This window comes from Streptomyces sp. NPDC050625, from assembly GCF_040654755.1.
Taxonomy (GTDB): Bacteria; Actinomycetota; Actinomycetes; order Streptomycetales; family Streptomycetaceae; genus Streptomyces.
The window spans coordinates 244,901-265,832 of record NZ_JBFAIQ010000003.1 but is presented as its reverse complement, the minus strand read 5'-3'; the positions used below and the strand labels follow the sequence as shown (position 1 = coordinate 265,832).

19 protein-coding genes are annotated in these 20,932 nt (G+C 71.8%); 8 read left to right on the top strand and 11 right to left on the bottom strand.

The window, feature by feature from the left end; genetic code table 11:
• Nucleotides 1–46: 46 nt before the first annotated feature.
• Nucleotides 47–709 (top strand): DsbA family protein, encoded by a 663-nt coding sequence (locus tag AB0I54_RS08715; protein ID WP_363295193.1) that lies wholly within the window; start codon nt 47–49, stop codon nt 707–709.
• Nucleotides 710–739: 30 nt separating this feature from the next.
• Here the strand turns inward: AB0I54_RS08715 and AB0I54_RS08710 are convergent, their stop codons facing one another.
• Together AB0I54_RS08710 and AB0I54_RS08705 are read right to left on the bottom strand one after the other, a co-directional pair.
• The gene (locus tag AB0I54_RS08710; RefSeq protein WP_363295192.1) at nt 740–2,164 is read right to left on the bottom strand and encodes an FGGY-family carbohydrate kinase; all 1,425 of its coding nucleotides are present in this window, start codon (nt 2,162–2,164) and stop codon (nt 740–742) included.
• Nucleotides 2,165–2,270: 106 nt separating this feature from the next.
• Nucleotides 2,271–3,299, bottom strand: a complete 1,029-nt coding sequence (locus tag AB0I54_RS08705; RefSeq protein WP_363295191.1) for a 2-hydroxyacid dehydrogenase — start codon at nt 3,297–3,299, stop codon at nt 2,271–2,273.
• A 182-nt stretch (nt 3,300–3,481) separates the two neighbouring features.
• Here AB0I54_RS08705 and AB0I54_RS08700 point away from each other — a divergent pair, with 182 nt between their 5' ends.
• Nucleotides 3,482–4,927, top strand: coding sequence for an FGGY-family carbohydrate kinase (locus AB0I54_RS08700; RefSeq protein WP_363295190.1), 1,446 nt, complete (start codon nt 3,482–3,484; stop codon nt 4,925–4,927).
• Nucleotides 4,924–5,532 (top strand): histidine phosphatase family protein, encoded by a 609-nt coding sequence (locus AB0I54_RS08695; RefSeq protein WP_363295189.1) that lies wholly within the window; start codon nt 4,924–4,926, stop codon nt 5,530–5,532. The genes AB0I54_RS08700 and AB0I54_RS08695 overlap by 4 nt, the downstream gene beginning before the upstream one ends.
• Before the next feature lie 22 nt (nt 5,533–5,554).
• Here AB0I54_RS08695 and AB0I54_RS08690 read toward each other — a convergent pair whose 3' ends face one another.
• From AB0I54_RS08690 to AB0I54_RS08660, 7 genes are all read right to left on the bottom strand, one after another.
• Nucleotides 5,555–6,943: an amino acid permease gene (locus AB0I54_RS08690; RefSeq protein WP_363295188.1), complete on the bottom strand. Its 1,389-nt coding sequence runs from the start codon at nt 6,941–6,943 to the stop codon at nt 5,555–5,557.
• Nucleotides 6,944–7,080: 137 nt separating this feature from the next.
• Nucleotides 7,081–7,971 (bottom strand): TauD/TfdA family dioxygenase, encoded by an 891-nt coding sequence (locus AB0I54_RS08685; protein WP_363295187.1) that lies wholly within the window; start codon nt 7,969–7,971, stop codon nt 7,081–7,083.
• 14 nt (nt 7,972–7,985) lie between these two features.
• Nucleotides 7,986–9,341 (bottom strand): LLM class flavin-dependent oxidoreductase, encoded by a 1,356-nt coding sequence (locus tag AB0I54_RS08680; RefSeq protein ID WP_363295186.1) that lies wholly within the window; start codon nt 9,339–9,341, stop codon nt 7,986–7,988.
• Nucleotides 9,338–10,072, bottom strand: coding sequence for an ABC transporter ATP-binding protein (locus tag AB0I54_RS08675; protein ID WP_363295185.1), 735 nt, complete (start codon nt 10,070–10,072; stop codon nt 9,338–9,340). Before AB0I54_RS08675 ends, AB0I54_RS08680 begins: the two co-directional genes overlap by 4 nt.
• Nucleotides 10,048–10,893 carry an ABC transporter permease gene (locus tag AB0I54_RS08670; RefSeq protein ID WP_363295184.1) on the bottom strand — a complete coding sequence of 282 codons (846 nt, stop codon included), beginning with the start codon at nt 10,891–10,893 and terminating at the stop codon, nt 10,048–10,050. The genes AB0I54_RS08675 and AB0I54_RS08670 overlap by 25 nt, the downstream gene beginning before the upstream one ends.
• 5 nt (nt 10,894–10,898) lie before the next feature.
• Nucleotides 10,899–11,966, bottom strand: coding sequence for an ABC transporter substrate-binding protein (locus AB0I54_RS08665; RefSeq protein ID WP_363295183.1), 1,068 nt, complete (start codon nt 11,964–11,966; stop codon nt 10,899–10,901).
• A gap of 253 nt (nt 11,967–12,219) precedes the next feature.
• Nucleotides 12,220–13,428 carry an ROK family protein gene (locus AB0I54_RS08660; protein ID WP_363295182.1) on the bottom strand — a complete coding sequence of 403 codons (1,209 nt, stop codon included), beginning with the start codon at nt 13,426–13,428 and terminating at the stop codon, nt 12,220–12,222.
• Nucleotides 13,429–13,849: 421 nt separating this feature from the next.
• Between AB0I54_RS08660 and AB0I54_RS08655 the strand changes: the two genes are divergently transcribed.
• A complete protein-coding gene (locus AB0I54_RS08655) occupies nt 13,850–14,434 on the top strand; it encodes a biotin transporter BioY (protein ID WP_363295181.1) in 585 nt (194 codons plus the stop codon).
• Nucleotides 14,435–14,530: 96 nt separating this feature from the next.
• On the opposite strand, the gene AB0I54_RS08650 is transcribed toward AB0I54_RS08655, so the two are convergent.
• Nucleotides 14,531–15,259 (bottom strand): LPXTG cell wall anchor domain-containing protein, encoded by a 729-nt coding sequence (locus AB0I54_RS08650; protein WP_363295180.1) that lies wholly within the window; start codon nt 15,257–15,259, stop codon nt 14,531–14,533.
• A 185-nt stretch (nt 15,260–15,444) separates the two neighbouring features.
• On the opposite strand from AB0I54_RS08650, the gene AB0I54_RS08645 reads away from it, so the two are divergent.
• Entirely contained in the window at nt 15,445–17,559 is a 2,115-nt protein-coding gene (locus tag AB0I54_RS08645; RefSeq protein WP_363295507.1) for a protein kinase, read from the top strand.
• Nucleotides 17,560–17,651: 92 nt separating this feature from the next.
• On the opposite strand, the gene AB0I54_RS08640 is transcribed toward AB0I54_RS08645, so the two are convergent.
• Nucleotides 17,652–19,082 carry an amino acid permease gene (locus tag AB0I54_RS08640; protein WP_363295179.1) on the bottom strand — a complete coding sequence of 477 codons (1,431 nt, stop codon included), beginning with the start codon at nt 19,080–19,082 and terminating at the stop codon, nt 17,652–17,654.
• Nucleotides 19,083–19,285: 203 nt separating this feature from the next.
• On the opposite strand from AB0I54_RS08640, the gene AB0I54_RS08635 reads away from it, so the two are divergent.
• From AB0I54_RS08635 to AB0I54_RS08625, 3 genes are all read left to right on the top strand, one after another.
• Nucleotides 19,286–19,774 carry a ribose-5-phosphate isomerase gene (locus AB0I54_RS08635; RefSeq protein WP_363295178.1) on the top strand — a complete coding sequence of 163 codons (489 nt, stop codon included), beginning with the start codon at nt 19,286–19,288 and terminating at the stop codon, nt 19,772–19,774.
• A gap of 102 nt (nt 19,775–19,876) precedes the next feature.
• Complete coding sequence (locus tag AB0I54_RS08630; RefSeq protein WP_363295506.1) at nt 19,877–20,686, top strand: DNA-formamidopyrimidine glycosylase family protein; 810 nt, start codon at nt 19,877–19,879, stop codon at nt 20,684–20,686.
• Nucleotides 20,662–20,932, top strand: a 271-nt coding sequence (locus AB0I54_RS08625; RefSeq protein ID WP_363295177.1) for a hypothetical protein, incomplete at its 3' end; no start/stop codon positions are given. The genes AB0I54_RS08630 and AB0I54_RS08625, both read left to right, overlap by 25 nt.

The following is a 20,932-nucleotide window of genomic DNA, read 5'->3' as shown; positions in this document are numbered from 1 at the left end:
GCAGGCGAATGTTGCCAGTTGAAGAATCCGCATTCCGAGGAGAAGCATGTCCGCCACCGCGACGACCGCCGGTAAGACCCCCGTCGACTTCTGGTTCGACCCGCTCTGCCCCTGGGCGTGGATGACCTCCCGCTGGGTGCTGGAGGTGGAGAAGGTCCGGGACATCGAGGTCCGCTGGCACATCATGAGCCTGGGCGTACTCAACGAGAACAGGCTGGACGAGCTGCCCGAGTCGTACCGCGAGATGCTCGCCGTCAAGGCCTGGAAGCCGGTGCGCGTGGTGACCGCGGCCTGGCAGAAGCACGGCGCCGAAGTCCTCGGCCCCCTCTACACCGCGCTCGGCACTCGCATCCACAACAAGGGAGAGGGCGCGACGATCGAGGTCCTCGCCGACGCGCTCGCGGACGTGGGCCTGCCCGCCGACCTGATCGACTACGCCGAGCAGGAGGACTTCGAGTTCGACGCCGAGCTGCGCGCCTCCCACAAGGAGGGCATCGACAAGGTCGGCCAGGAGGTCGGCACCCCGGTCATCTCCGTCCCCGGCCCCGCCGGCGAGGAGATCGCCTTCTTCGGCCCGGTCGTCACACCCGCCCCCAAGGGCGAGGAGGCGGCCCGCCTCTGGGACGGCACCCTCGCGGTCGCCTCCGTCCCCGGCTTCTACGAGATCAAGCGGACCCGCACCAAGGGCCCCGACTTCAGCAACCTCTGATCCGCACGCCGGCCCGGCCGGCTGCGCGCCCTACGTCCGTGGGGCGCGCGACCGGGCCAGCCCTGCCAGGTGCTCCTCGTACCCGTTCGCGTAGTACGCGGTCCGCCCCGGGTCCGGTGCGACGACCGCCGTCGGGCCGGTCCAGGCGGCGGTGTCGAGGGTGACCCCGTACCGCTGGGCCGCCGCGAGGACCGCGCCCCGGGCGCCCACCTCGCCCTCCACCACCCGCAGCGGGCGGCCCAGCACATCCGCGAGCAGCCGCATCCAGGCGGGACTGCGGGTGCCCCCGCCGCACACCGCGAGCGTGCCCGTCAGACCCGCCGCCTCCAGACAGTGCCGGGCCGCGTAGCCGATGCCCTCGCAGGTCGCCCGGATCAGATCGGCGGGCGTCGACTCCAGGGACACCCCGGTGAGTTCGGCGCGCAGAGCGGGGTCGACGAAGGGGGCACGCTCGCCGGACGGCGCGAAGTACGGGAGCACACGGACGCCGTGGGCGCCGGGCGGGGTCCCGGCCAGCAGCGCGTCCACCTCGTCGTGCCGGACGCGCGTCGTGGACAGCACCCAGTCCAGGGCCGCCGTGCCGACCATCGCGGGCATGGCGCGCAGCCAGTGCCCGGGGCGGTCCGTGGAGATGTACAGCCCGGCCGGCTCGCCGGACACATCCAGCTCGGTGGTGGCCACCAGGGCGGCCAGACAGGTGCCGACGATCAGCAGGCCGTCGCCGGGGGCGGTGACTCCGGCGCCCAGCGCGCAGGCGGGCAGATCGTACGGGCCGTTCGCCAGCCGGGTGCCGGCGGGCAGTCCCGTGCCGTGCGCCCGTGCCGTCGCCACCGGATCGCTGATCGCGGGCAGCAGGCCCCGGCGGTGGGGCAGGCCCAGGAGCTCGACGACCCGGTTGTCGTACGACCGGGTGCGCGGGTCCAGGAACGGCATCGAGGCGTCCGACACATCCGTCGTGGCCCGTGCCCCGCCCGTCAGCCGCTGGAAGACCATGTCCTTGCAGTAGACGGCCGCGGCCGCCGCGTCCAGGGACTTCGGCTCGTGGCGGTCGAACCAGGCCAGCAGCGGGCCGGGGCAGCCCGGGAACATGGCGCTGCCGGTCCGCCGGAACACCGTCTCGAACGTGCCGTCCGCCAGCCACTGGTCCAGCACTTCGTGCGCCCGGCCGTCCATCCAGGACGCCGCCGCCCGCACCGGGCGCCCCTCGCCGTCGACCAGCCACACCCCGTCGCCCTGCCCGGTGAGCCCCGCCAGCTCCACCGGCTCCGGCACCCGCGCCGTCAGCCCGTCCAGCACGGCGACGACCGCCGCGTACACCTCCTCCATGTCCTGCTCGACCGAGCCCTCGTGCAGATCGAGCCCCACCGGCCGCGCCTCGACGGCCAGTTCACGTCCGGAGCCGTCGAACGCGGCGGCCTTCACCAAGGACGTGCCCACATCGATTCCCACGAACATGCCACTCTCCCCTTCGTTCGGCTCGATCGCCTCCGGGGCGCTCCAGCCCCTGCGGCTCACTCGCGGCCGACGCGTCGGGACACGCGGCCTTGGACGGCCCGCACCGTCAGGTCAGACAGTGCGTCAACGGCTCGCCACGCACCCAGCGCCCCACCTCCGCGGCCGCGATCCGCGCGGCCTTCTCCGCCACCGCCCGGCTGGCCCCGCCCAGATGCGGGGTGAGGACCACCCGATCGGCGAGGGCGACCAGCCGTGCGCCGGACGGCAGCGGCTCATGGGCGTAGGTGTCCAGGGCCGCCGCCGACAGCCGGCCCGCCTCCAGCGCGTCGCACAGCGCGTCCTCGTCCAGCAGCGGACCGCGGGCAGCGTTCACCAGCACCGCGCCCGGCGGCAGCAGCGCCAGCTCACGGGCGCCGATCAGACCGCGTGTCTCCGGCGTGAGCCGGGCGTGCAGGGTGAGCACCCGGGAACGGCGCAGGAGTTCGTCGAGGGAGGCGACGCGCAGGCCGTGGATCTCACCGCGCACATACGGGTCGTACACCATCACCCGCGCCCCGAACGCGCACAGCGCACGGGCGACGCGACTGCCCACCGCCCCGTACCCGACCAGCCCGACCGGCAGGTCCTCCAGCTCCAGGCCGCTGTGCTCATAGGTGTAGTAGGCGGCCCCGGCCCAGCTGCCCTTACCGGCGAGGAGCCCGTGCGCCTGCGGGATGCGGCGCAGGGCCGCCAGCAGCAGCCCGACGGTGAACTCGGCGGTGGCGGCGGCATTGCGGCCGGGCGCGAAGCACACCCGTACGTCGTGCCGCTTCGCCGCGTCCAGGTTGACGTTGACCGGGCCGCCCCGGCACACCACGACCAGCCGCAGCTCCGGGCAGGCGCCCAGGACGCGCTCCGTCACCGGGCCCATCTGGGTGACCAGTACCCGAGCGCCCGCGAGCGCGGCGATCAGCTCGTCCTCGGCGTCGCTCGCCTCCGTCACCTCGGCCACCGGGCCGAAGGGTTCGAGCGGCCAGCCGAGGGTCAGTTCCCTCACCTCACAAGGGTGTTCGCGAAGAACCGCCTCCCTGATCAGCGAGGGCAGGACGAAGTGGTCGCCGGCGGCAACGACACGCACGCTGGTCCCCAGGGTCATCGCAGGGAGTCTCCCGTCTCGGCGTCGAGGACAAGGGTGGACCCGGCAGCGTCAACACATCGAGTCGACTCGCTGACAGAGCGTGTAACGGCCGCGAAGGGGTGTCAATCCCACGTTCAGGACGAAATGTCGGTGCAGAGTGGGAAGTTCACAGTTCGCAGCGCGAAACGCGGGAGGTCCGGATGGGGTCCGAGGGCGCGGCATGGCTGGGGATCGACCTGGGGACACAGGGCGTCCGCGCGCTGCTCGTCACCGCCGACGGCAGGGTCCTGGGCAGCGGCTCGGCCGCGCTGCGCGGGCGGCGCGAGGGGGTGCGGCACGAGCAGGATCCCGGGGAGTGGTGGGCCGGGGTGTGCACCGCCGCCCGGGTCGCGTTGCGGGGCGGGCACCGGGTGGGCGGGGTCGCGGTGTGCGGGACCTCGGGGACCGTGCTGCTGACGGATGCGGCGGGACGGCCGCTCGGCGCCGGGCTGATGTACGACGACGGGCGGGCCGGAGCGGAGGCGGCGCGGCTGCGGGCGGCCGGGCTCGCGGTGCAGGACAGCTGGGCGCTGCCGAAGGCGCTGTGGCTGCTCGCCGCCCAGGGCTTCGGGCGGGTCACCCATCAGCCGGACGTGATCAACGCACGACTGGTCGGGCATACGGTCCCCACCGACTCCAGCCATGCGCTCAAGACGGCGTACGACGTCGAGCGCGACATCTGGCCGGACGGCACCGGTGTGCCGGCGGACGCGCTCCCCGAGGTCGTCCGGCCCGGCACCCGGCTCGGCGAGGTGTGTCCGTCCGCCGCCGAGGCCACCGGCATCCCGGCAGGCACGCCCGTCATCGCCGGCATGACCGACGGCTGCGCGGCCCAGATCGCGTCGGGCGCGCTCAGCGAGGGCGCCTGGAACTCGGTGCTCGGCACGACGCTCGTCCTGAAGGGCGCCTCCTCGGTGCCCGTCCGCGACGAGGCGGGCGTGGTCTACAACCACCGTGCACCGGACGGGAGCTGGCTGCCCGGGGGCGCGTCCAGCGTCGGCGCCGGAGCCCTCACCGCCCGCTTCCCGGACGCCGACCCGGCCGCGCTGGATGCCGCGGCCGCGGCCTTCGAACCGTCGGGCGCGCTCGCGTACCCCCTGGTGTCACGGGGCGAACGCTTTCCCTTCCGGGCCCCCGACGCCACCCCGCTCCTGCTGGGCGAACCCGTGTCGGACGCCGACCACTGGGCCGCCCTCCTCCAGGGCGTGGCCCTGACCGAACGCCTCTGCCTGGACTGTCTGCACCGCCTCGGCGCCCCGCTCGACGGCCCCCTCGCCTTCACCGGCGGGGCGGCCCGCAGCGCCTACTGGAACCAGTTGCGCGCCGACATCCTGGGCCGCCCGGCCCGCGTGCCGGAACAGACCGAACCGGCCCTGGGCATGGCCGCGTTGGCCGCCCACGGCACGGGCGCGGCCCGCACCCTCGCGGACGCCACGGACCGCATGGTCCGCATCCGTACCGTCGTCGAACCCCGCCCCGACCGCACGGCCCGCTTCACCGAGCCCTACGCCCGCCTCCTGGACGCACTGGAGTCGAGGGGCTGGCTGCCCGCACCGGTCGCGGCGCATGCGCGGGGCCGCATCGACGCGGATACTGCACAGTCATGAGCGCCACCCTCCTCCTCGCCCGTCATGGCCAGACCGTCTGGCACGCCGAGAACCGCTACGCCGGGGTGAGCGACGTCGCCCTCACCGACACCGGGCGGGAACAGGCCGAGCGGCTGGGCCGGTGGGCCGCCGCGCACCCGGTCGACGCGATCTGGACCTCGACCGTCTCCCGGGCGATCGTCACCGCCGAGCCCGCCTGCCGTGCCCTGGGACTCACCGCGCGGCGCGAACCGGACCTGCGGGAGTGCGACTTCGGGGTGCTGGAGGGCCGTACCCTCGCCGAGTTCGCCGCCGAGCACCCGGACGCCGCGGAGGCCTTCCGCGCCGATCCGGTGGCCCACCCCTTCCCCGGCGCCGAGGACCCCCGCTCCGCCGCGGTCCGGGGCACCGCGGCCCTGCGCCGTATCGCCGCCGCCCACCCCGGCGGGCGCGTCCTGGTCGTCGCCCACAACACCCTGCTGCGGCTGGTGCTGTGCTCGCTGCTGGGCATTCCCCTGGCCGGATACCGCCGGGTCTTCCCGCAGCTGCGCAACGCGGCGGTCAGCGAGATCCGCGTCGACGCGCAGTCCACGGCCCTGCTGTCGCTCAACGTCCCCTGCCCCTGACCGGGACCGACGGGCGCGAACGTCAGGCCCTGGCGCGCGCCTTCTGCCAGGCGTAGCCCACGACCGCCAGGACCAGCGTCATCCCGCCGGTCGAGTACAGCTGCACGCGGGTGTCCTGCTCACGGGCCATCAGGACGAAGATCGCCACCATGCCCGCCAGCGCCACCCAGGTCAGCACCGGGAACGCCCACATGCGCACGACCAGCTTCTCCGGTGCCTCTCGCTCCACGCGGCGGCGCAGCAGCAGCTGGGAGACCGCGATGAACATCCAGACGACGAGGATGACCGCGCCGATCATGTTCAGCAGCCAGGGGAAGACGTCGTTCGGCCGCCAGTAGCTGAGCAGCACGCACACGAAACCGAACACGCACGAGGTGAGCACCGCGATGCGCGGCACGCCGCCGGACACCCTGGCCAGCGCCCTCGGGCCCTGGCCGCGCGCCACCAGCGAGTAGGCGATGCGCGAGGAGCCGTAGATGTTGGCGTTCATGGCCGACAGCAGGGCGACCAGGACGACCACGTTCATCAGCTGGCCGGCGCCGGGGATGCCGAGGTGGTCCAGGGCGGCGACGTACGGGCCCTTCTCGACGACCTCCTTGGAGTCCCACGGGACCAGGGTGACGATGACCGCCATGGAGCCGATGTAGAACAGCGCGATGCGCCACATCGCCGTGCGCACGGCGCTCGCCACGCCCCGCACCGGGTTCTCCGACTCGGCGGCCGCGATGGTGACCGTCTCCAGGCCGCCGTAGGCGAAGACCGAGGCCAGCAGGCCGATGACCAGGCCCTCGCCGCCGTGCGGGAGGAAGTCCGTCAGGTTCGAGGCGCCGGGCGAGTCCGTGCCCGGCAGTACCCCGGCGATGGCCAGCCCGCCGAGGATCAGGAACAGGCTGATCGCGCCGACCTTCAGCGCGGCGAACCAGAACTCGAACTCGCCGAAGTTCTTCACCGCGGTCAGGTTCGCGCCGCAGAAGACCACCATGAACAGCGCCACCCAGGCCCACTCGGGTGTGCCGGGCAGCCAGCCCGTGACGATGTGGGCGGCGCCGATGCCCTCCAGCCCGACCGCCGTGCACAGCAGCACCCAGAACGACCAGCCCGCGGCGAAGCCCGCCCACGGGCCGATCGCCCGCTCGGCGTGCGCGGAGAAGGAGCCCGACGACGGGTAGGCGGCGGACATCTCGCCGAGCATCCGCATCACCAGCATCACCAGGAGGCCGGAGACGGCATAGGCGACGACGATCGACGGCCCGGCGGCGGCGATGCCCGCGCCGGAGCCGACGAACAGACCGGCACCGATCACCCCGCCGAGGGCGATCATCGACAGATGGCGCTGCTTGAGGCCGTGGGAGAGGGCGTCGTCGTCGCGCTGTTCGTGCTGCGGCGTCTCGACAGTGGTGCTGCTGTGCATGGATGCGGCTCGTTCAGTGCAATGGGCGGGCAAAAGCGCCCACAGTCTGGGCGGCCTCTCCGAGAGGCCGGAGAGACCGCCCAGTATCCGGACGCGCACACTACGGTACGTGGCGTTCCGCTTACGGCGTGGACCGGTTACGCGGCGACGCTCGTGTAGTGCGAGGCGTCGCCCTCGATCGAGTAGCTCTCCTTGCCCTCGATGCCGACCGGGACGTCACCGGCGACGGTCACCCGGTGCAGTCGGCGCGGCCGTCCGTCGTAGTTGTCGATGGCGTAGTGCTGGGTGATGCGGTTGTCGAACAGCACCAGCTGGTGCTCCGACCAGCGCCAGCGCAGGACGTTCTCCGGGCGGGTGACGTACGGCTGGAGCAGGTCGAGGATCTTGCGGGACTCGCCCGTCGACAGGCCGACGATGCGCTGTGCGAACCCGCCGATGAACAGCCCGCGCTCGCCGGTCAGCGGGTGGACGCGGACCACCGGGTGGGCGGTGCGGTACGTGATCGACGTGAACTGGGCGCGCTGGGCGGCCTTCTCCTCGTCGACCTCCTCGTGCGGCACCGCGTAGTCGTAGTCGTTGGTGTGCTCGGCCCACAGGGTGTCGGCCAGCCGGCGCAGCGGCTCGGGCAGGTCTCGGTAGGCGGCGGCCGAGCTGGCGATCAGGGTCTCGCCGCCGTACGGCGGGACGGTGATGCTGCGCAGGGTGCTGGCCTGCGGCGGGTTGAGCACGAAGGTGACGTCGGTGTGCCAGTGGTTGGCGCGGCCCCGCTCGCTGTCCACCGGCAGCACGTTCGGGGCGCCGTCCACGGCCCCCACCGTCGGGTGTGCGGTGGTCAGGTCGCCGAAGTGGCGGGCGAAGGCCTGCTGGCCCTCGTCGTCGAGGTGCACGTCGTCGAAGACCAGGGCCTTGTGGACGTTGAGCGCTTCACGCAGGGCGGTGACGGTCTCCTGGCCGAGCGGCGCGGAGAGGTCGACGCCCGAGACCTGGGCGCCGATCTTCGCGGTGATCTTGCGGATCTCGATGGACATGTCTGGGGGTCCTTTCAGACGAGGAGGGCGGTGGAAGCGGAGGTGGAGGTGGAGGTGTGCTGGTTGGCGGGGCGGGGGAGGCCGTATCTCTCCCGGAGGGTGCGGCGGGGGCCGTACTCGTGGCGCAGCAGCCCGCGGGTGCGCAGGATCGGGACGACGTGGTCGACGAAGGTCTCCAGACCGGAGGGCAGGACCGCGGGCATGATGTTGAAGCCGTCGGCGGCGCCCTGGGTGAACCAGGTCTCGATGGCGTCGGCGACCTGCTCGGGCGTCCCGGCGAAGGTCAGATGCCCGCGCCCGCCGCCCAGCCGCCCGATCAGCCGGCGGACCGTGAGCCGCTCGCGCCGGGCCAGCTCGACCACGAGCGTGTAGCGGCTCTTGGCGCCCTCGACGGCGTCCTCGGACGGCAGATCGGCGGGCAGTTGGGCGTCCAGCTCCAGCGTTCCGGGGCTCAGTTGCAGCAGCCGCTCCAGATTGGCCACGCCGTGCCCGTGCACGATGTGCTCCTCCAGGAGCCGTTCGCCCGCCCGTGCCTCGGCCTCCGTCGAGCCGACCACGGGGACGATGCCGGGCAGCACCTTGATGTGCTCGGGGTTCCGGCCTGCCGCCGCCGCACGGGACTTGAGGTCGGCGTAGAAGGCCCGCGCGTCCTCGATGGTCTGCTGGGCGGTGAACACCGCCTCCGCGTACCGGGCCGCGAACGCCCTGCCGTCCTCGCTCGACCCCGCCTGCACGAGAAGCGGGTAACCCTGCGGGCTGCGCGGCACGTTGAGGGCGCCCTCGACGCTGAAGTACGTCCCCCGGTGCCGGGGCGGATGGATCTTCGTGTCGTCGCCCCAGACACCGGACGCCTTGTCGGCGACGATCGCGTCGTCCTCCCAGCTGTCCCACAGCTTCAGGGCCACGTCCAGGAACTCGGCGGCACGGGCGTACCGCTCGGCGTGCGCGGGCTCGGCGTCCAGGCCGAAGTTGCGGGCGGCCTCGGCACCGGCGGTGGTGACGATGTTCCAGCCCGCCCGGCCACCGCTGACGATGTCCAGCGAGGCGAACCTACGGGCCAGGTTGTAGGGGGAGTTGTAGGAGGTGGAGGCGGTGGCGATCAGACCTATGTGCTCGGTGGCCGTCGCCAGGGCGGTGAGCAGGGTGAGCGGTTCCAGGGCGCCGGCCGGGCGATGGGCCACCCTGCCCCACAGGTGCGGTCCGTCGGCCAGGAACAGCGAGTCGAAGGTGCCGCGTTCCGCGGTCCGGGCCAGGCCGACGTAGTGGGCGAGGTCGACATGGGCGTGCGGGTCGCTCTCCGGGAGCCGCCAGGAGGCTTCGTGGTGCCCGGTGTTCATCAGGAACGCGTTGAGGTGGAGCTTGCGGGTCATGCGTGGTCCTCCGTGACACCGAGCGCGGCCAGGAGCCGCTCGCGGTATTCGCCCAGTACCGGTTCGCGGTAGGAGCGGGGGTGGGGTCGGTCGATGGTCAGGTCGAGGCCGATTCGGCCCCGGTCGAGGACGAGGACCCGGTCGGCGAGCACGATCGCCTCGTCCACGTCGTGGGTGACGAGCAGCACCGAGGGGCGGTGACGCACCCACAGCGCGCGCAGCAGGTTGTGCATCTTGATGCGGGTGAGCGCGTCCAGGGCGCCGAACGGCTCGTCGGCGAGCAGGAGTTCGGGCTCCCGAACCAGTGAGCGGGCCAGTGCGGCGCGCTGTGCCTCGCCGCCGGACAGCTCGCCCGGCCAGGCCCGTTCGCGGCCCTTCAGGCCGACCTCCGCCAGGGCGGCCCGGCCGCGCTCCTCGGCGTCCTTGCCGTCCAGGCCGAGCAGGACGTTGTCCAGGACCCGGCGCCAGGGCAGCAGCCGGGAGTCCTGGAAGACCACCGACACCCGCTCCGGCGCGCTGAGCCGCCCGTCGCCGGCCACCCCGTGATCGAGGCCGGCGACGGCCCGCAACAGGGTGGACTTGCCCGAGCCGCTGTGCCCGAGCAGGGCCGTGAACTGCCCGGCGGGCAGGTCGAGATCGATGCCGTCGAGGACCGTACGCCCCTCGAACGAGCGGGTCAGACCGCGCAGTCGTACCGCCGGCCGGGTCAGCTGCTCAGTGTGCGGCGCCATGCCAGCACCCTCCGTTCGATCAGCCGGACCACGCTGTCGGAGACCAGGCCGAAGACGCCGTAGATCAGCAGGCCGACGAGGATGACATCGCTCTGGCCGTAGTTCTGGGCCTGGAACATCAGATAGCCCAGGCCGCTGGTGGCGTTGATCTGCTCCAGGACCACCAGACCCAGCCAGGAGCCGGTCACACCGAGCCGGAGTCCCACGAAGAACCCGGGCAGCGCGCCGGGGACGACGATCTGCCGGACGAACCGGAACTTCGACAGCCCCTGCACCTCCGCCAGTTCCACGTACCGGCTGTCGATGCCGGAGAGCGCGGCATGCGTGTTCAGATAGATGGGGATGTAGACGACGATCGCGATGATGGCGATCTTGAAGGTCTCGCCGATGCCCAGCCACAGGATGAACAGCGGGATCAGACCCAGGGTCGGGATCGCCCGGTTGAGCTGCACGGTCCCGTCGATCAGCGCCTCCCCGACCCGGCTGAGCCCCGAGGCCAGCGCGAGGGCGACCCCGGCGGTGAGGCCGATCAGGAAGCCGTACGCGGCGCGCTCCAGCGAGGTGAGGACATCGGTGGGCAGTGTGCCGTCGGCCCACAGCCGACCGGCGGTCCGCACGACCGTCCAGGGCGCCGGGATCGCCCCGGGGTCGAGCTGTCCGGCGGCGGAGGCGACGGCCCACAGGACGACGACCAGGACGGGACCGGCGAGTCGGGCCGCCGGCAGACGCCTGCCGGGGGAGAGCCGACGACGCCTGCGGACCCGGTGGGCCTCGTCCTCGTCGGCGGTGACGGCGGCCGGGGTGCTCACGGTGGTGGTCATGGCGGTCACCTCCGGTACTCCGCCGGTACGGCCTTGGCCGCGATGCCCTCGAAACGGTGGTCGAAGAGCGGGGAGACATCGAACTTCTTCACGAAGCCGCCCTGTGCGAGCAGATCCGCGGTCTCCTGCTCCCACTTGATCGCCTCGTCCCAACTCGGTGGGAAGAGAGGCTTGTTGGCGAGCGCGCTGATCGACTTCGCCTGGTCGGGGGTCAGGTTCTGCGTCTTGACGTAGAACTCCTCGTTCCACACGTCCGGGTTCTCGTACTGCCACACCTGGCCCTTGGCCCACTGCGGGATGTACGCGGCGATCGCGGCCGCCTTCGCGGAGTCGTTCAGCACCGACTGCGGCGCCCACAGCAGATTGAGCAGGTCGACCACGTCGGTGGCGATGGTCCGGGCGCCCTTCGGCCCGTACTGCTTCAGATACGCCGGGGCCTGGCTGTTGGCGAGCGGGGCGATGTCGACCTGTCCGGACTGCAGGGCGGTGAGGAACTGGTTGCTGGTCAGCGGGACCAGCCGCACGTCGTCGTCCTTCAGTCCCGCCTGCTTCAGCGCCCGCAGCAGCACCACCCCCTGGGCCTGCCCCTGGGAGAAGGCCAGCTTCTTGCCCCTGAAGTCCGCCACCGTGCGGATGTCGCTGCCGGGGCTGGTGGCGAAGAGGTAGTTGGGCTTGCGGGTGATGCCGATCGCGACGACCTTCGCGTCGTAGCCCTGGAAATGCGCCTGGATCGGCGGGATGCCCGCGTTGTTGGCGAGGTCCAGGGACTTGGCGCGGAAGGCGTTGATGACATCCGGACCGGCCCCGATGTTCACCCAGCTCGACACCGTGAACGGCAGCGCGGGCAGCCTCGCCAGCTTGAACTGCAGCTGCTGGGTGCCCAGATACGAGGCGATCTTCAGGCTGGTGCCCGCCGGGACCCGGTCGGCGAGCGGGGCGGAGGAGGCGCCCTCGGAGTCGGCCGCGGCACTGCTGCCCGCGCAACCGCTCAGGCCGGCGGCAGCGGCGGTGACGCCGAGCAAAGAGGTGAGAAAGAGACGGCGGTCGAAGCCCGAGGCGGGCACGGAAGACATGGGAGAACCCCTTGAGTTCATAGGGCAGGAAGGCATGCGGAATTCCGGGCGGCGGAAGGCCGGAGAAGGGGAATTCACGCAGGGAGGGCGCGAGGAGAACGCGGGAAAGACATGGGGAGGACGCGTTCACGACGCGTCGGTGAGAGATACGCGCTCCGGGCGCGTCGACGCGTCAGCAACAAAGGGTGCGACAGCTCATGAGCAGGATGTTCTCGGTCATCGGTGATCCCTGTCAATATTCCGAGTTTCTGAATTAAATAGCCTGAGGTGAAGCGTTCAGCGGATCCCGGTACAGCACGTCCAGAACCACCGAGCCACCCGCCACGGCGAGCACGGAATCCGGAAAACCGGTCGGCACGACGGTGCCGGCGCGTTCGCCGCCCACCGCTTCCCGCAATGCCGTCAGGCAGTCCTCACGGTGAATGACGCCGGTCTCGGTCACCACGACCGTCTCCGGATTCAGCACGTCCAGCAGCAGTCCCACCGCCCGCCCGGTCCTCCGCGCCCGCTCCACCAGCAGCCGTACGGCCGTCTCGTCACCGGCCGCCGCCGCGGCGACCACCCGCATCGCGTCGGCGCAGTCGACGACCCCGGCCTCCCGGGCCCGCCGGCACAACGTCCGCTCGCCCAGCTCCGCCTGGAGGCAGCCGGTCCGCCCGCAGTCGCACGGCTCGGTGCCGCCCGGCACGGGGAGATGAGCGATCGCGCCCGCCTGGGAGCGGGGCCCGTGGTGCACCTCGTCGTTGGTGGCGAACGCGGCGTCGACCACGTTGCCGACGAACAGGTGCAGCACGCTCCCGCTGCCCCTCGCCCGCCCGAACAGCCGCTCGCCGTTGACCAGCGCCCGCGCGTGTCCGTCGACATGGACGGGCAGCCCGGTGCGCGCGCCGAGCACCTCCCGCACCGGCACGTCACGCCAGCCCAGCAGCGCGTGCTCGACGATCGTCCCGCCGTCGCGGTCCACCCAGCCCCCGGCGGCCACCCCGACCCCCAGCGGCCGGCTGCCCGGCGCCCCGGCGAGCAGCGCCGCGAGCCCGTCCGCGGCCCTGGCCAGCACCCACCCGGGATCGGTGTGCTCGTGCGTCAACTCCCGCTGCGCGAGCACCCGTCCACGCAGATCGAGCAGCGCGACCGTGGTGTACGGCACGGCCACATGCACCGCGCCGACCACGAACCGCGAGTCGTCCAGGTCGACGGGGACATGCGGGCGGCCCACCCCGCCCGAGCGCCGGGGCACCGCGGCCTCACGGATGAAGCCGAGTTCGGCGAACCGGGCGCAGTAGTCCGTCACGGACGCGGGGGACAGCCCGGTCAGCCGGGCGATGGTGCTGCGCGCCACCGGTCCGTGCTCCAGCACGGACCGCAGCACGACGCTGGCGCTGGTGCGCCGCCGGTCGCTGTCGGCGGCTCGGGGTACGGGGGAGGAGAGGGAGGGGAGAAGGAGTGCCGTGGCACGGGGCATGGTTGACCGTCCTCGGGAACGGGGCCGACACGTCTCGGAAGTCGAGGCGCGCCGCAACCGCGCCTCAGACCGGACGGCGACAGGTGGCCGTGCCCTGGCGTCGCAGGTCGACATAGCGACGCGACGTGAAGTTCCGGGCCTGGGCAACCATGGCTGGAAGAGTACGGCAGGACAGGTGAATCCGACCAGAGCGGTAGGATTCCTTTGGTGGGAGCCCACAATCCGGTGCACGGCTCGCGATGTGAGCCGGCCGTCTCCACCTCAGTGATCGGTATCACGCCGAACCAGGTGTGTCCGGCACCTTTTGTGAGGAGCCCACCAAGCCTTCGTTCCCCCCTTTGTCGAGCGCTGACGGTGATCGACTCCGTCGCGGCGGGATAGCGTCGCGGTGTCCCAACGTGCCCACACCCGCGGAGTCCCCATGAGCACCGCCACCGCCGCCGCTGCCCGACCCGGCGCAGTCCTCGCCGACCTCCTGCCCGCGTCCCGCGTGCGCGATGTCGCCCTCGTGGTCGGCGGCGCCGCGCTCACCGGCCTCGCGGCCCAGATCTCCGTCCCGGTGCCCGGCTCCCCGGTGCCGGTGACCGGCCAGACCTTCGCCGCCCTGCTCGTCGGTACGTCCCTCGGCGCCGGACGCGGCTTCCTCTCCCTCGCGCTGTACGCGCTCGCGGGTGTCGTAGGCGTGCCGTGGTTCGCGAGCGGTACCTCCGGTGCGGGCGCCGTCTCCTTCGGCTACATCCTCGGCATGATCCTCGCTTCCACCGTCGTGGGAGCCCTGGCCCGCCGCGGCGCCGACCGCTCCGTACTGCGCATGGCGGGCACGATGCTGCTCGGCGAGGCCATCATCTACGCCGTCGGCGTCCCCTACCTGGCCTACGCCGCCGACCTGCCCGCCTCCACCGCGATCGCGAACGGCCTGACCCCGTTCCTCATCGGCGACGCCCTGAAGGCCGCCCTGGCGATGGGCCTGCTGCCCACGGCCTGGAAGTTCGCCGACAAGCGGTGAGTTGGTGGTCCGTATTGCGTAGGACGAAGTTCCTCCTGCGCCCGTAGCACGGCCGCATGGCCCGACGGACTCCGTCGGGCCATGCGGCCGTTCGCGTCAGCCCCGCTGCCTGGCGGCCCGCGGCAGCCGCTGCGACCACCACAGCCCCGCCGCGCCCGCCGCGATCAGCGCCGCGCCGGCCGCGCCGAGCGGCAGGACGTCACGGCCCACGCCGGTCTTGGGCAACTGGTCGCCGCCCGGTGCCACCGGCTTGTTGTCGGTGCCGAGCAGCAGCGGGGTGGCCGGGGCGTTCGGCGACGGGTTCGTCGTACCGAAGGGCACCGGGCCCTGCTGCCAGAAGGTCTTCTTCCCGTCGGCGGTCTGGACGGGCAGACAGATCTTGCCCGTCTTGCCCAGGTCATAAGTCGCTTGCACGTCGTACGACTTGGACTTGCCCGCCGCGAGACTGCCGACCGGACAACTGAAACCGCTGTTCGAACCCGCGGGCAGATCCTTTGCGGCGATGGCGTCACAGCCCTGAACATCCGTCACCTTCAGGCCGTCGAAACCGACCACCAAAAGCCTGATGTCACCGCTGTCCTTGCTTCCGTCGTTCTTGACGGTGGCGGTAATCGCCGTCTTTTGCGAACTGTTGTCGACCGAGATCTTCTCGGGCAGCAGCGTGCTCAGCTTCACGCCCGCCGGTGCCGCGTCAACCGCCTTTCCCCCCTTGCTGCTTCCCGATCCCTGGTCATCGGCGGCGGCCGTGAACGGAAGGATCATCACGGCCGAGAAAGATGCCGTGACCAGCGATCCCACGACGACCGTCAAACGACGAGAACTCATGTTCGTCCCCCTTGCAACCCCCTGGACTGCGCCTGAATTCGCAGTACTTGAAGAGGTACCACAAGATTTCTCCGCACTATGCTGGTACGGACTGAAGTGTGACCATTGTGTTTCGGTTGGTACGGTCGGTCAGGGGGGTGGGTGGATTGCCGGGGAATGCGCGAAGCGTTGGTGTTCCAGGGCTACTGGTGACGGGGCGGTACCGGCTGGTCGAAAGCATCGGCCAGGGGGGAATGGGGCGTGTGTGGCGGGCCGCCGACGAAATGCTCGACCGGCAGGTGGCCGTCAAGGAAATGCGCATAGACGGGCTGGACGCGGAGGACACACGCACCCGCCGTGAGCGCACGCTGCGCGAGGCCAGGGCGACGGCCCGGATCGACCACCCCAACGTCGTGCGCGTGTACGACGTCGTCGACGAGGGCGAACTCCTGTGGATCGTCATGGAGTTGGTCGCCGGACGCTCGCTGGAACAGATCATGGCGCAGGAGGGCCCGCTGGCTCCGCCCGAGGCGGCGCGGATCGGGCTGGGGCTGGTGGCGGCGCTGCGGCAGGTGCACGCCGGGGGAGTGCTGCACCGGGACATCAAGCCCGGGAACGTCCTCGTCGAGCGGAGCGGCGGGCGTGTGGTGCTCACCGACTTCGGCATCGCGGCCATCCAGGACGCCAAGGCGCTCACCATGGTCGGCATGCTCGTCGGCTCCCCCGACTACATGGCCCCCGAGCGGGTGTCGGGACAGCCGCAGGGACCGCCGTCCGACATCTGGTCCCTGGGCGCCACCCTGTGCGCGGCGCTGGGCGGCCGCTCCCCGTTCTCCCGCGACACGACCCTCGCGACGCTGCACGCGGTGCTGTACGAGGAGCCCGTGCTCCCCGCCGCGGCGGGCCCGTTGCGGGACATCCTGGCGGCACTCCTGGAGAAGGAGCCGACGGTCAGGGCGGGCCTCCCCGAGGTGGAGGACGCCCTGTGGCCGGTCGCGTATCCACCCCCGACGCCGGCTCAAGGGGAAGAGGAGCCGGAGGGGGCCGGGGACGGCAGCGACGCGTCGGGCGGGGGCGCCGGTGCGCGTGCGGCGGTTCCGACGGGTTCTGCGAGTGAGGCAGAACGGACAGGGCCGCCAGGACCGGTGAGCCGGGCCGGGGACACTCCGGTGTTCCCCCGGGCGCCCGGGGAGTGGCCCACACCGGCGTTCGTGGAGCCGCCTCGTGGGCGTGCCGGGCGTGCCGGGCGTCATGCCGAGGAGGCCGAGCACGTACGCGGGCCGGAGTCCCCGCCGCTCCCCGACCCCCGCGCGGAGCCCGAGCCGGTGCGCGACGCGGTGCCGCAGGCCGCCGCCTCGCCCCCCGCCGCACCGCCCGAAACACCTGCCGCACCCCCTGAAACCCCACCCGCACCCCGGGAAACCCCACCCGCACCCCGGGAAACACCGCCCACACCCCCCGAAGCCGCCTCCGAACTGCGCTCCGAAGCCCGTTCCGAGACGCCGTCCAGCAACTCCGCGGGACCGGCACCCGGCGCTCACCCCCGGCAGGGCGTCTCCCTCACCCGCGCCCAGGCGGAGACCCGGCGCAGCCCCGGCCACGGGCCGCCGGGCCCGCGCGGCCCCGGCACCGTCGGCATGCCGCGCGGCGAACCCCCGGACCCCGCCACCCCGTCGCCCCGGCACCGCGTCGGCATCCTCGCCGCCGTCGGCCTGCTCGCCGTCGCCGCCGTGGTCGCGGTCCTGCTCGCCACGTCGTCCGGCGGACGGCGGGACGACACGCACGCCGGCTCCTCGCCGGCCTCGTCCGTCAGCAGCGACAGCAGCGACAGCAGCGGCACCGCGAGTACGGGCAGCACCCCGTCGCCCACCGTCGAGGGCACCGCCCGGCCGCAGAGCCTGCCGCCGGGCGCGCACCGGGAGGCCGGGGGGTTCGCCTGGGCGACGCCCGAGGGCTGGCGGCGGGATGTGAAGACCGGTTCCGAGGTCCACTACACCTCCCCGGACGGCCGCCAGGAACTCGTCGGCAAGTCGTCGCTCGCCCGCGGCAATCTGATGGACACCTGGCGCACCTCGGAGCAGAACGCCCGCCAGGGCCAGGACTACGTCAAGATCCGGCTGGAGGAGACCACCTTCCAGGGTCACCCGGCGGTCGTCTGGGAGTACACCTTCACGCTCAAGGGCGACCCCTGGCACGCCCAGCTGCTCGGCTTCGACGTGGAGGGGAAGTCGTACCAGGTCAACACCTGGTACCGGCCGGACGACGAGCCCCAGGCCCTGAAGACGTACGACAAGGTCAAGGAGAGCTTCACCGTGCTGTGAACGCGGGCGGGAACGCCCGGGGGAGGGAACGCCCGAGGGGAGGGAACCCGGCGGGCTCCCTCCCCTCGTCGACGGCGACAGGGTCGCCCGGGTCAGCCGACAGGCACCTTGTCGGTCTTGTCGTCGGACTCCAGGGCCACCGTCGAACGGTCCCCGACGACCTTCTGCTTCACCACGGCGATCACGATCACGACCGCCGCGACCATCAGCGACAGCAGCACGGTCGTACGTCCGCTGCTCTCACCCTCGGTGTCGGTCAGCATGTAGCCGAGGACGAACACGATCAGCGCGGCCGTCGCCCAGGTCAGGTACGGGTACAGCCACATCTTCACGACGAGCTTCTCCGGCGCCTCGCGCTGGATGATCTTCCGCATCCGCAGCTGCGAGAAGCAGATGACCAGCCACACGAACAGGGCCACCGCGCCACTGGAGTTGACCAGGAAGAGGAAGACCGAGTCCGGGAACTTGTAGTTGAAGAACACGGCCACGAAGCCGAAGACCACGGAGGCGATGATCGCCGTCATCGGCACACCACGGGAGGTGGTCTTCGCGAACGCCTTCGGCGCGTCACCGCGCTGGCCCAGCGAGAACGCCATGCGGGAGGCCGTGTACAGGCCGGAGTTGAGGCAGGACAGCACCGAGGTCAGCACGATGAAGTTCATGATCTCGCCGGCGTGCGCGATACCGAGGGAGTCGAGGGCGGCGACGTACGAGCCCTTCTCCTTGATCGCGGGGTCGTTCCACGGCAGCAGGGAGACGACCACGAGGATCGAGCCGAGGTAGAAGACGCCGATACGCCAGATGATGCTGTTCGTCGACTTGGTGACGGCGCGCTGCGGGTTCTCCGACTCACCGGCGGCCAGGGTGGCGATCTCGCTGCCCATGAAGGAGAAGACGACGAGCAGTACACCGGTGAGGATCGTGCCGGGGCCGTTCGGCAGGAAGCCGCCGTGGTCGGTGAGGTTGCCGAGGCCGGCCTTGTCGCTGTGCACGCCGGGCAGCACGCCGAAGACGGCCAGAGCGCCGATCACGATGAAGGCGCCGATCGCCACGACCTTGATCCCGGCGAACCAGAACTCGAACTCACCGTAGGAGCCGACGGAGACGAGGTTGGTCGCGGTGAGCACGACCATCACGATCAGGGCCCAGCCCCACTGCGGGACGGCGGGGACCCACCCTTCGAGGATCTTGGCGCCGGCGGTGGCCTCCACGGCCAGCACCACGACCCAGAAGAACCAGTAGAGCCAGCCGATGGAGAACCCGGCCCAGCGGCCGAGGGCACGGTCGGCGTGTGCGGAGAACGAGCCGGAGCTCGGATTTGCGGCGGACATCTCGCCGAGCATGCGCATCACGAGGACGACGAGCGTGCCGACGAGGGCGTACGACAGGAGGATGCCGGGGCCTGCGGTGGCAATTCCCGAACTGGAGCCGACGAAGAGACCGGCGCCGATCACACCGCCGATGGCGATCATCGACAGATGGCGGTTCTTGAGTCCTGCCTGAAGTCCGGAACCAGGGTTCATGGGGGGAATTCCTTTGCGCCTGTGGGGGCTCACTCGCACAGCGGTGTACGAGCCGGTCCAGTGAATCGGAGGCGATCGAATTCTGGAACCTTCGAATCCGGATTGTTACTTGAGGTTTCCTTGAGGTTCTATGGCGAGACTCACATTTCTCTGGGCCGGCACCCGGAGCTGCCGCCCCGCAACCGCCGTGTCACACTCGTCCCATGCGCGTGTATCTCGGCTCGGACCATGCGGGCTTCGAACTCAAGAACCACCTCGTCGAATGGCTCAAGGCGGCGGGTCACGACCCCGTCGACTGCGGCCCCCACATCTACGACGCCCAGGACGACTACCCGCCCTTCTGCCTGCGCGCCGCGGAGAGGACGGCCGCGGACGCCGACGCCCTCGGCATCGTGATCGGCGGTTCGGGCAACGGCGAGCAGATCGCCGCGAACAAGGTCAAGGGCGTGCGGGCCGCGCTCGCCTGGAGCGAGGAGACGGCCTCCCTCGGCCGGCAGCACAACAACGCCAACGTCGTGGCCGTGGGTGCGCGCATGCACACGCAGGAGGAGGCGACGAAGTTCGTCGAGGCCTTCCTCAACACGCCGTTCTCAGGTGACGAGCGCCACATCCGCCGCATCGACATGCTGTCGGAGTACGAGACGACGGGCGACCTGCCGCCGGTCCCGGCGCACCACCCGCAGCAGGATTGACGCCGGACGGGGGGCTCGGCCCCCCGTTCGCGGGTGACTTCTCCCGCGACCGAGACGGGGTCCGGGGCGGAGCCCCGGGCGGCAGGAAAGGACATGGCACCCGTGCCAGAAGGGCACACGATCCACCGGCTGGCGCAGGACTACGCCGAGCGCTTCTACGGCACCGCCCCGCGAGTCACCAGCCCCCAGGGCAAGTTCTCCGACGCCGCCGAGCTGCTGACCGGAGCGGAGCTCACCCGGACGGAGGCCCACGGCAAGCACCTCTTCCTCGGCTTCCGTGACACCGACTGGGTCCATATCCACCTCGGCCTCTTCGGCAAGGTCGGCTTCGGTGACGCCCCGGCGCCCCCGCCCACCGACACGGTCCGCCTGCGCCTCGCGAACGACACCGCGTACGTCGACCTCCGCGGCCCCACCACCTGCGCCCTGATCACGGACCCCGAGAAGCGGGCGATACACGACCGCCTCGGACCCGACCCCCTGCGCACCGACGCCGACCCGACGGCCGCCTACGCCCGGGTGCGGCGCAGTCGTACGACGATCGCCGCCCTCCTCATGGACCAGAAGGTCATCGCCGGCGTCGGCAACGTCTACCGCGCCGAGGTCCTCTTCCGGCACGGCATCGACCCGTACCGCGCGGGCCGGGACATCACCCCCGCCGAGTGGGACACGATCTGGCGCGACCTCGTGGACCTCATGCGCGAGGGCGTCCGCAACAACCGCATCGACACGGTCCGGCCCGAACACACCCCGGAGGCCATGGGCCGCCCGCCGCGCGTCGACGACCACGGCGGCGAGGTGTACGTCTACCGCCGGGCGAACCTGCCCTGCCACATCTGCGGCGGCGAGATCCGCACCGCGGGCCTCGCCGCCCGCAACCTCTTCTGGTGCCCGTCCTGCCAGAAACGCTGACCGTCCGCCGGGAGACCCGGACCGTCCGCCGGAAGACGCTGACCGTCCGCCGGGAGACCCGGACCGTCCGCCGGAAGACGCGGACCGTCCGCCGGGAGACCTGGACCGTCCGCCGGAAGACGCGGACCGTCCGCCGGGAGACCTGGACCGGCCGCCGGAAGACGCGGACCGTCCGCCGGGAGACCTGGACCGGCCGCCGGAAGACGCGGACCGGCCGCCGGGAGACGCGGACCGGCCGCCGGAAGA

Coding starts and splice junctions, on each gene's coding strand:
- AB0I54_RS08690 (WP_363295188.1), bottom strand. CDS start 6,943: ATGCACAGCAGCACCACTGTCGAGACGCCGCAGCACGAACAGCGCGAC.
- AB0I54_RS08695 (WP_363295189.1), top strand. CDS start 4,924: ATGAGCGCCACCCTCCTCCTCGCCCGTCATGGCCAGACCGTCTGGCAC.
- AB0I54_RS08715 (WP_363295193.1), top strand. CDS start 47: ATGTCCGCCACCGCGACGACCGCCGGTAAGACCCCCGTCGACTTCTGG.
- AB0I54_RS08660 (WP_363295182.1), bottom strand. CDS start 13,428: ATGCCCCGTGCCACGGCACTCCTTCTCCCCTCCCTCTCCTCCCCCGTA.
- AB0I54_RS08640 (WP_363295179.1), bottom strand. CDS start 19,082: ATGAACCCTGGTTCCGGACTTCAGGCAGGACTCAAGAACCGCCATCTG.
- AB0I54_RS08670 (WP_363295184.1), bottom strand. CDS start 10,893: ATGACCACCACCGTGAGCACCCCGGCCGCCGTCACCGCCGACGAGGAC.
- AB0I54_RS08655 (WP_363295181.1), top strand. CDS start 13,850: ATGAGCACCGCCACCGCCGCCGCTGCCCGACCCGGCGCAGTCCTCGCC.
- AB0I54_RS08675 (WP_363295185.1), bottom strand. CDS start 10,072: ATGGCGCCGCACACTGAGCAGCTGACCCGGCCGGCGGTACGACTGCGC.
- AB0I54_RS08635 (WP_363295178.1), top strand. CDS start 19,286: ATGCGCGTGTATCTCGGCTCGGACCATGCGGGCTTCGAACTCAAGAAC.
- AB0I54_RS08705 (WP_363295191.1), bottom strand. CDS start 3,299: ATGACCCTGGGGACCAGCGTGCGTGTCGTTGCCGCCGGCGACCACTTC.
- AB0I54_RS08700 (WP_363295190.1), top strand. CDS start 3,482: ATGGGGTCCGAGGGCGCGGCATGGCTGGGGATCGACCTGGGGACACAG.
- AB0I54_RS08680 (WP_363295186.1), bottom strand. CDS start 9,341: ATGACCCGCAAGCTCCACCTCAACGCGTTCCTGATGAACACCGGGCAC.
- AB0I54_RS08685 (WP_363295187.1), bottom strand. CDS start 7,971: ATGTCCATCGAGATCCGCAAGATCACCGCGAAGATCGGCGCCCAGGTC.
- AB0I54_RS08710 (WP_363295192.1), bottom strand. CDS start 2,164: ATGTTCGTGGGAATCGATGTGGGCACGTCCTTGGTGAAGGCCGCCGCG.
- AB0I54_RS08650 (WP_363295180.1), bottom strand. CDS start 15,259: ATGAGTTCTCGTCGTTTGACGGTCGTCGTGGGATCGCTGGTCACGGCA.
- AB0I54_RS08665 (WP_363295183.1), bottom strand. CDS start 11,966: ATGTCTTCCGTGCCCGCCTCGGGCTTCGACCGCCGTCTCTTTCTCACC.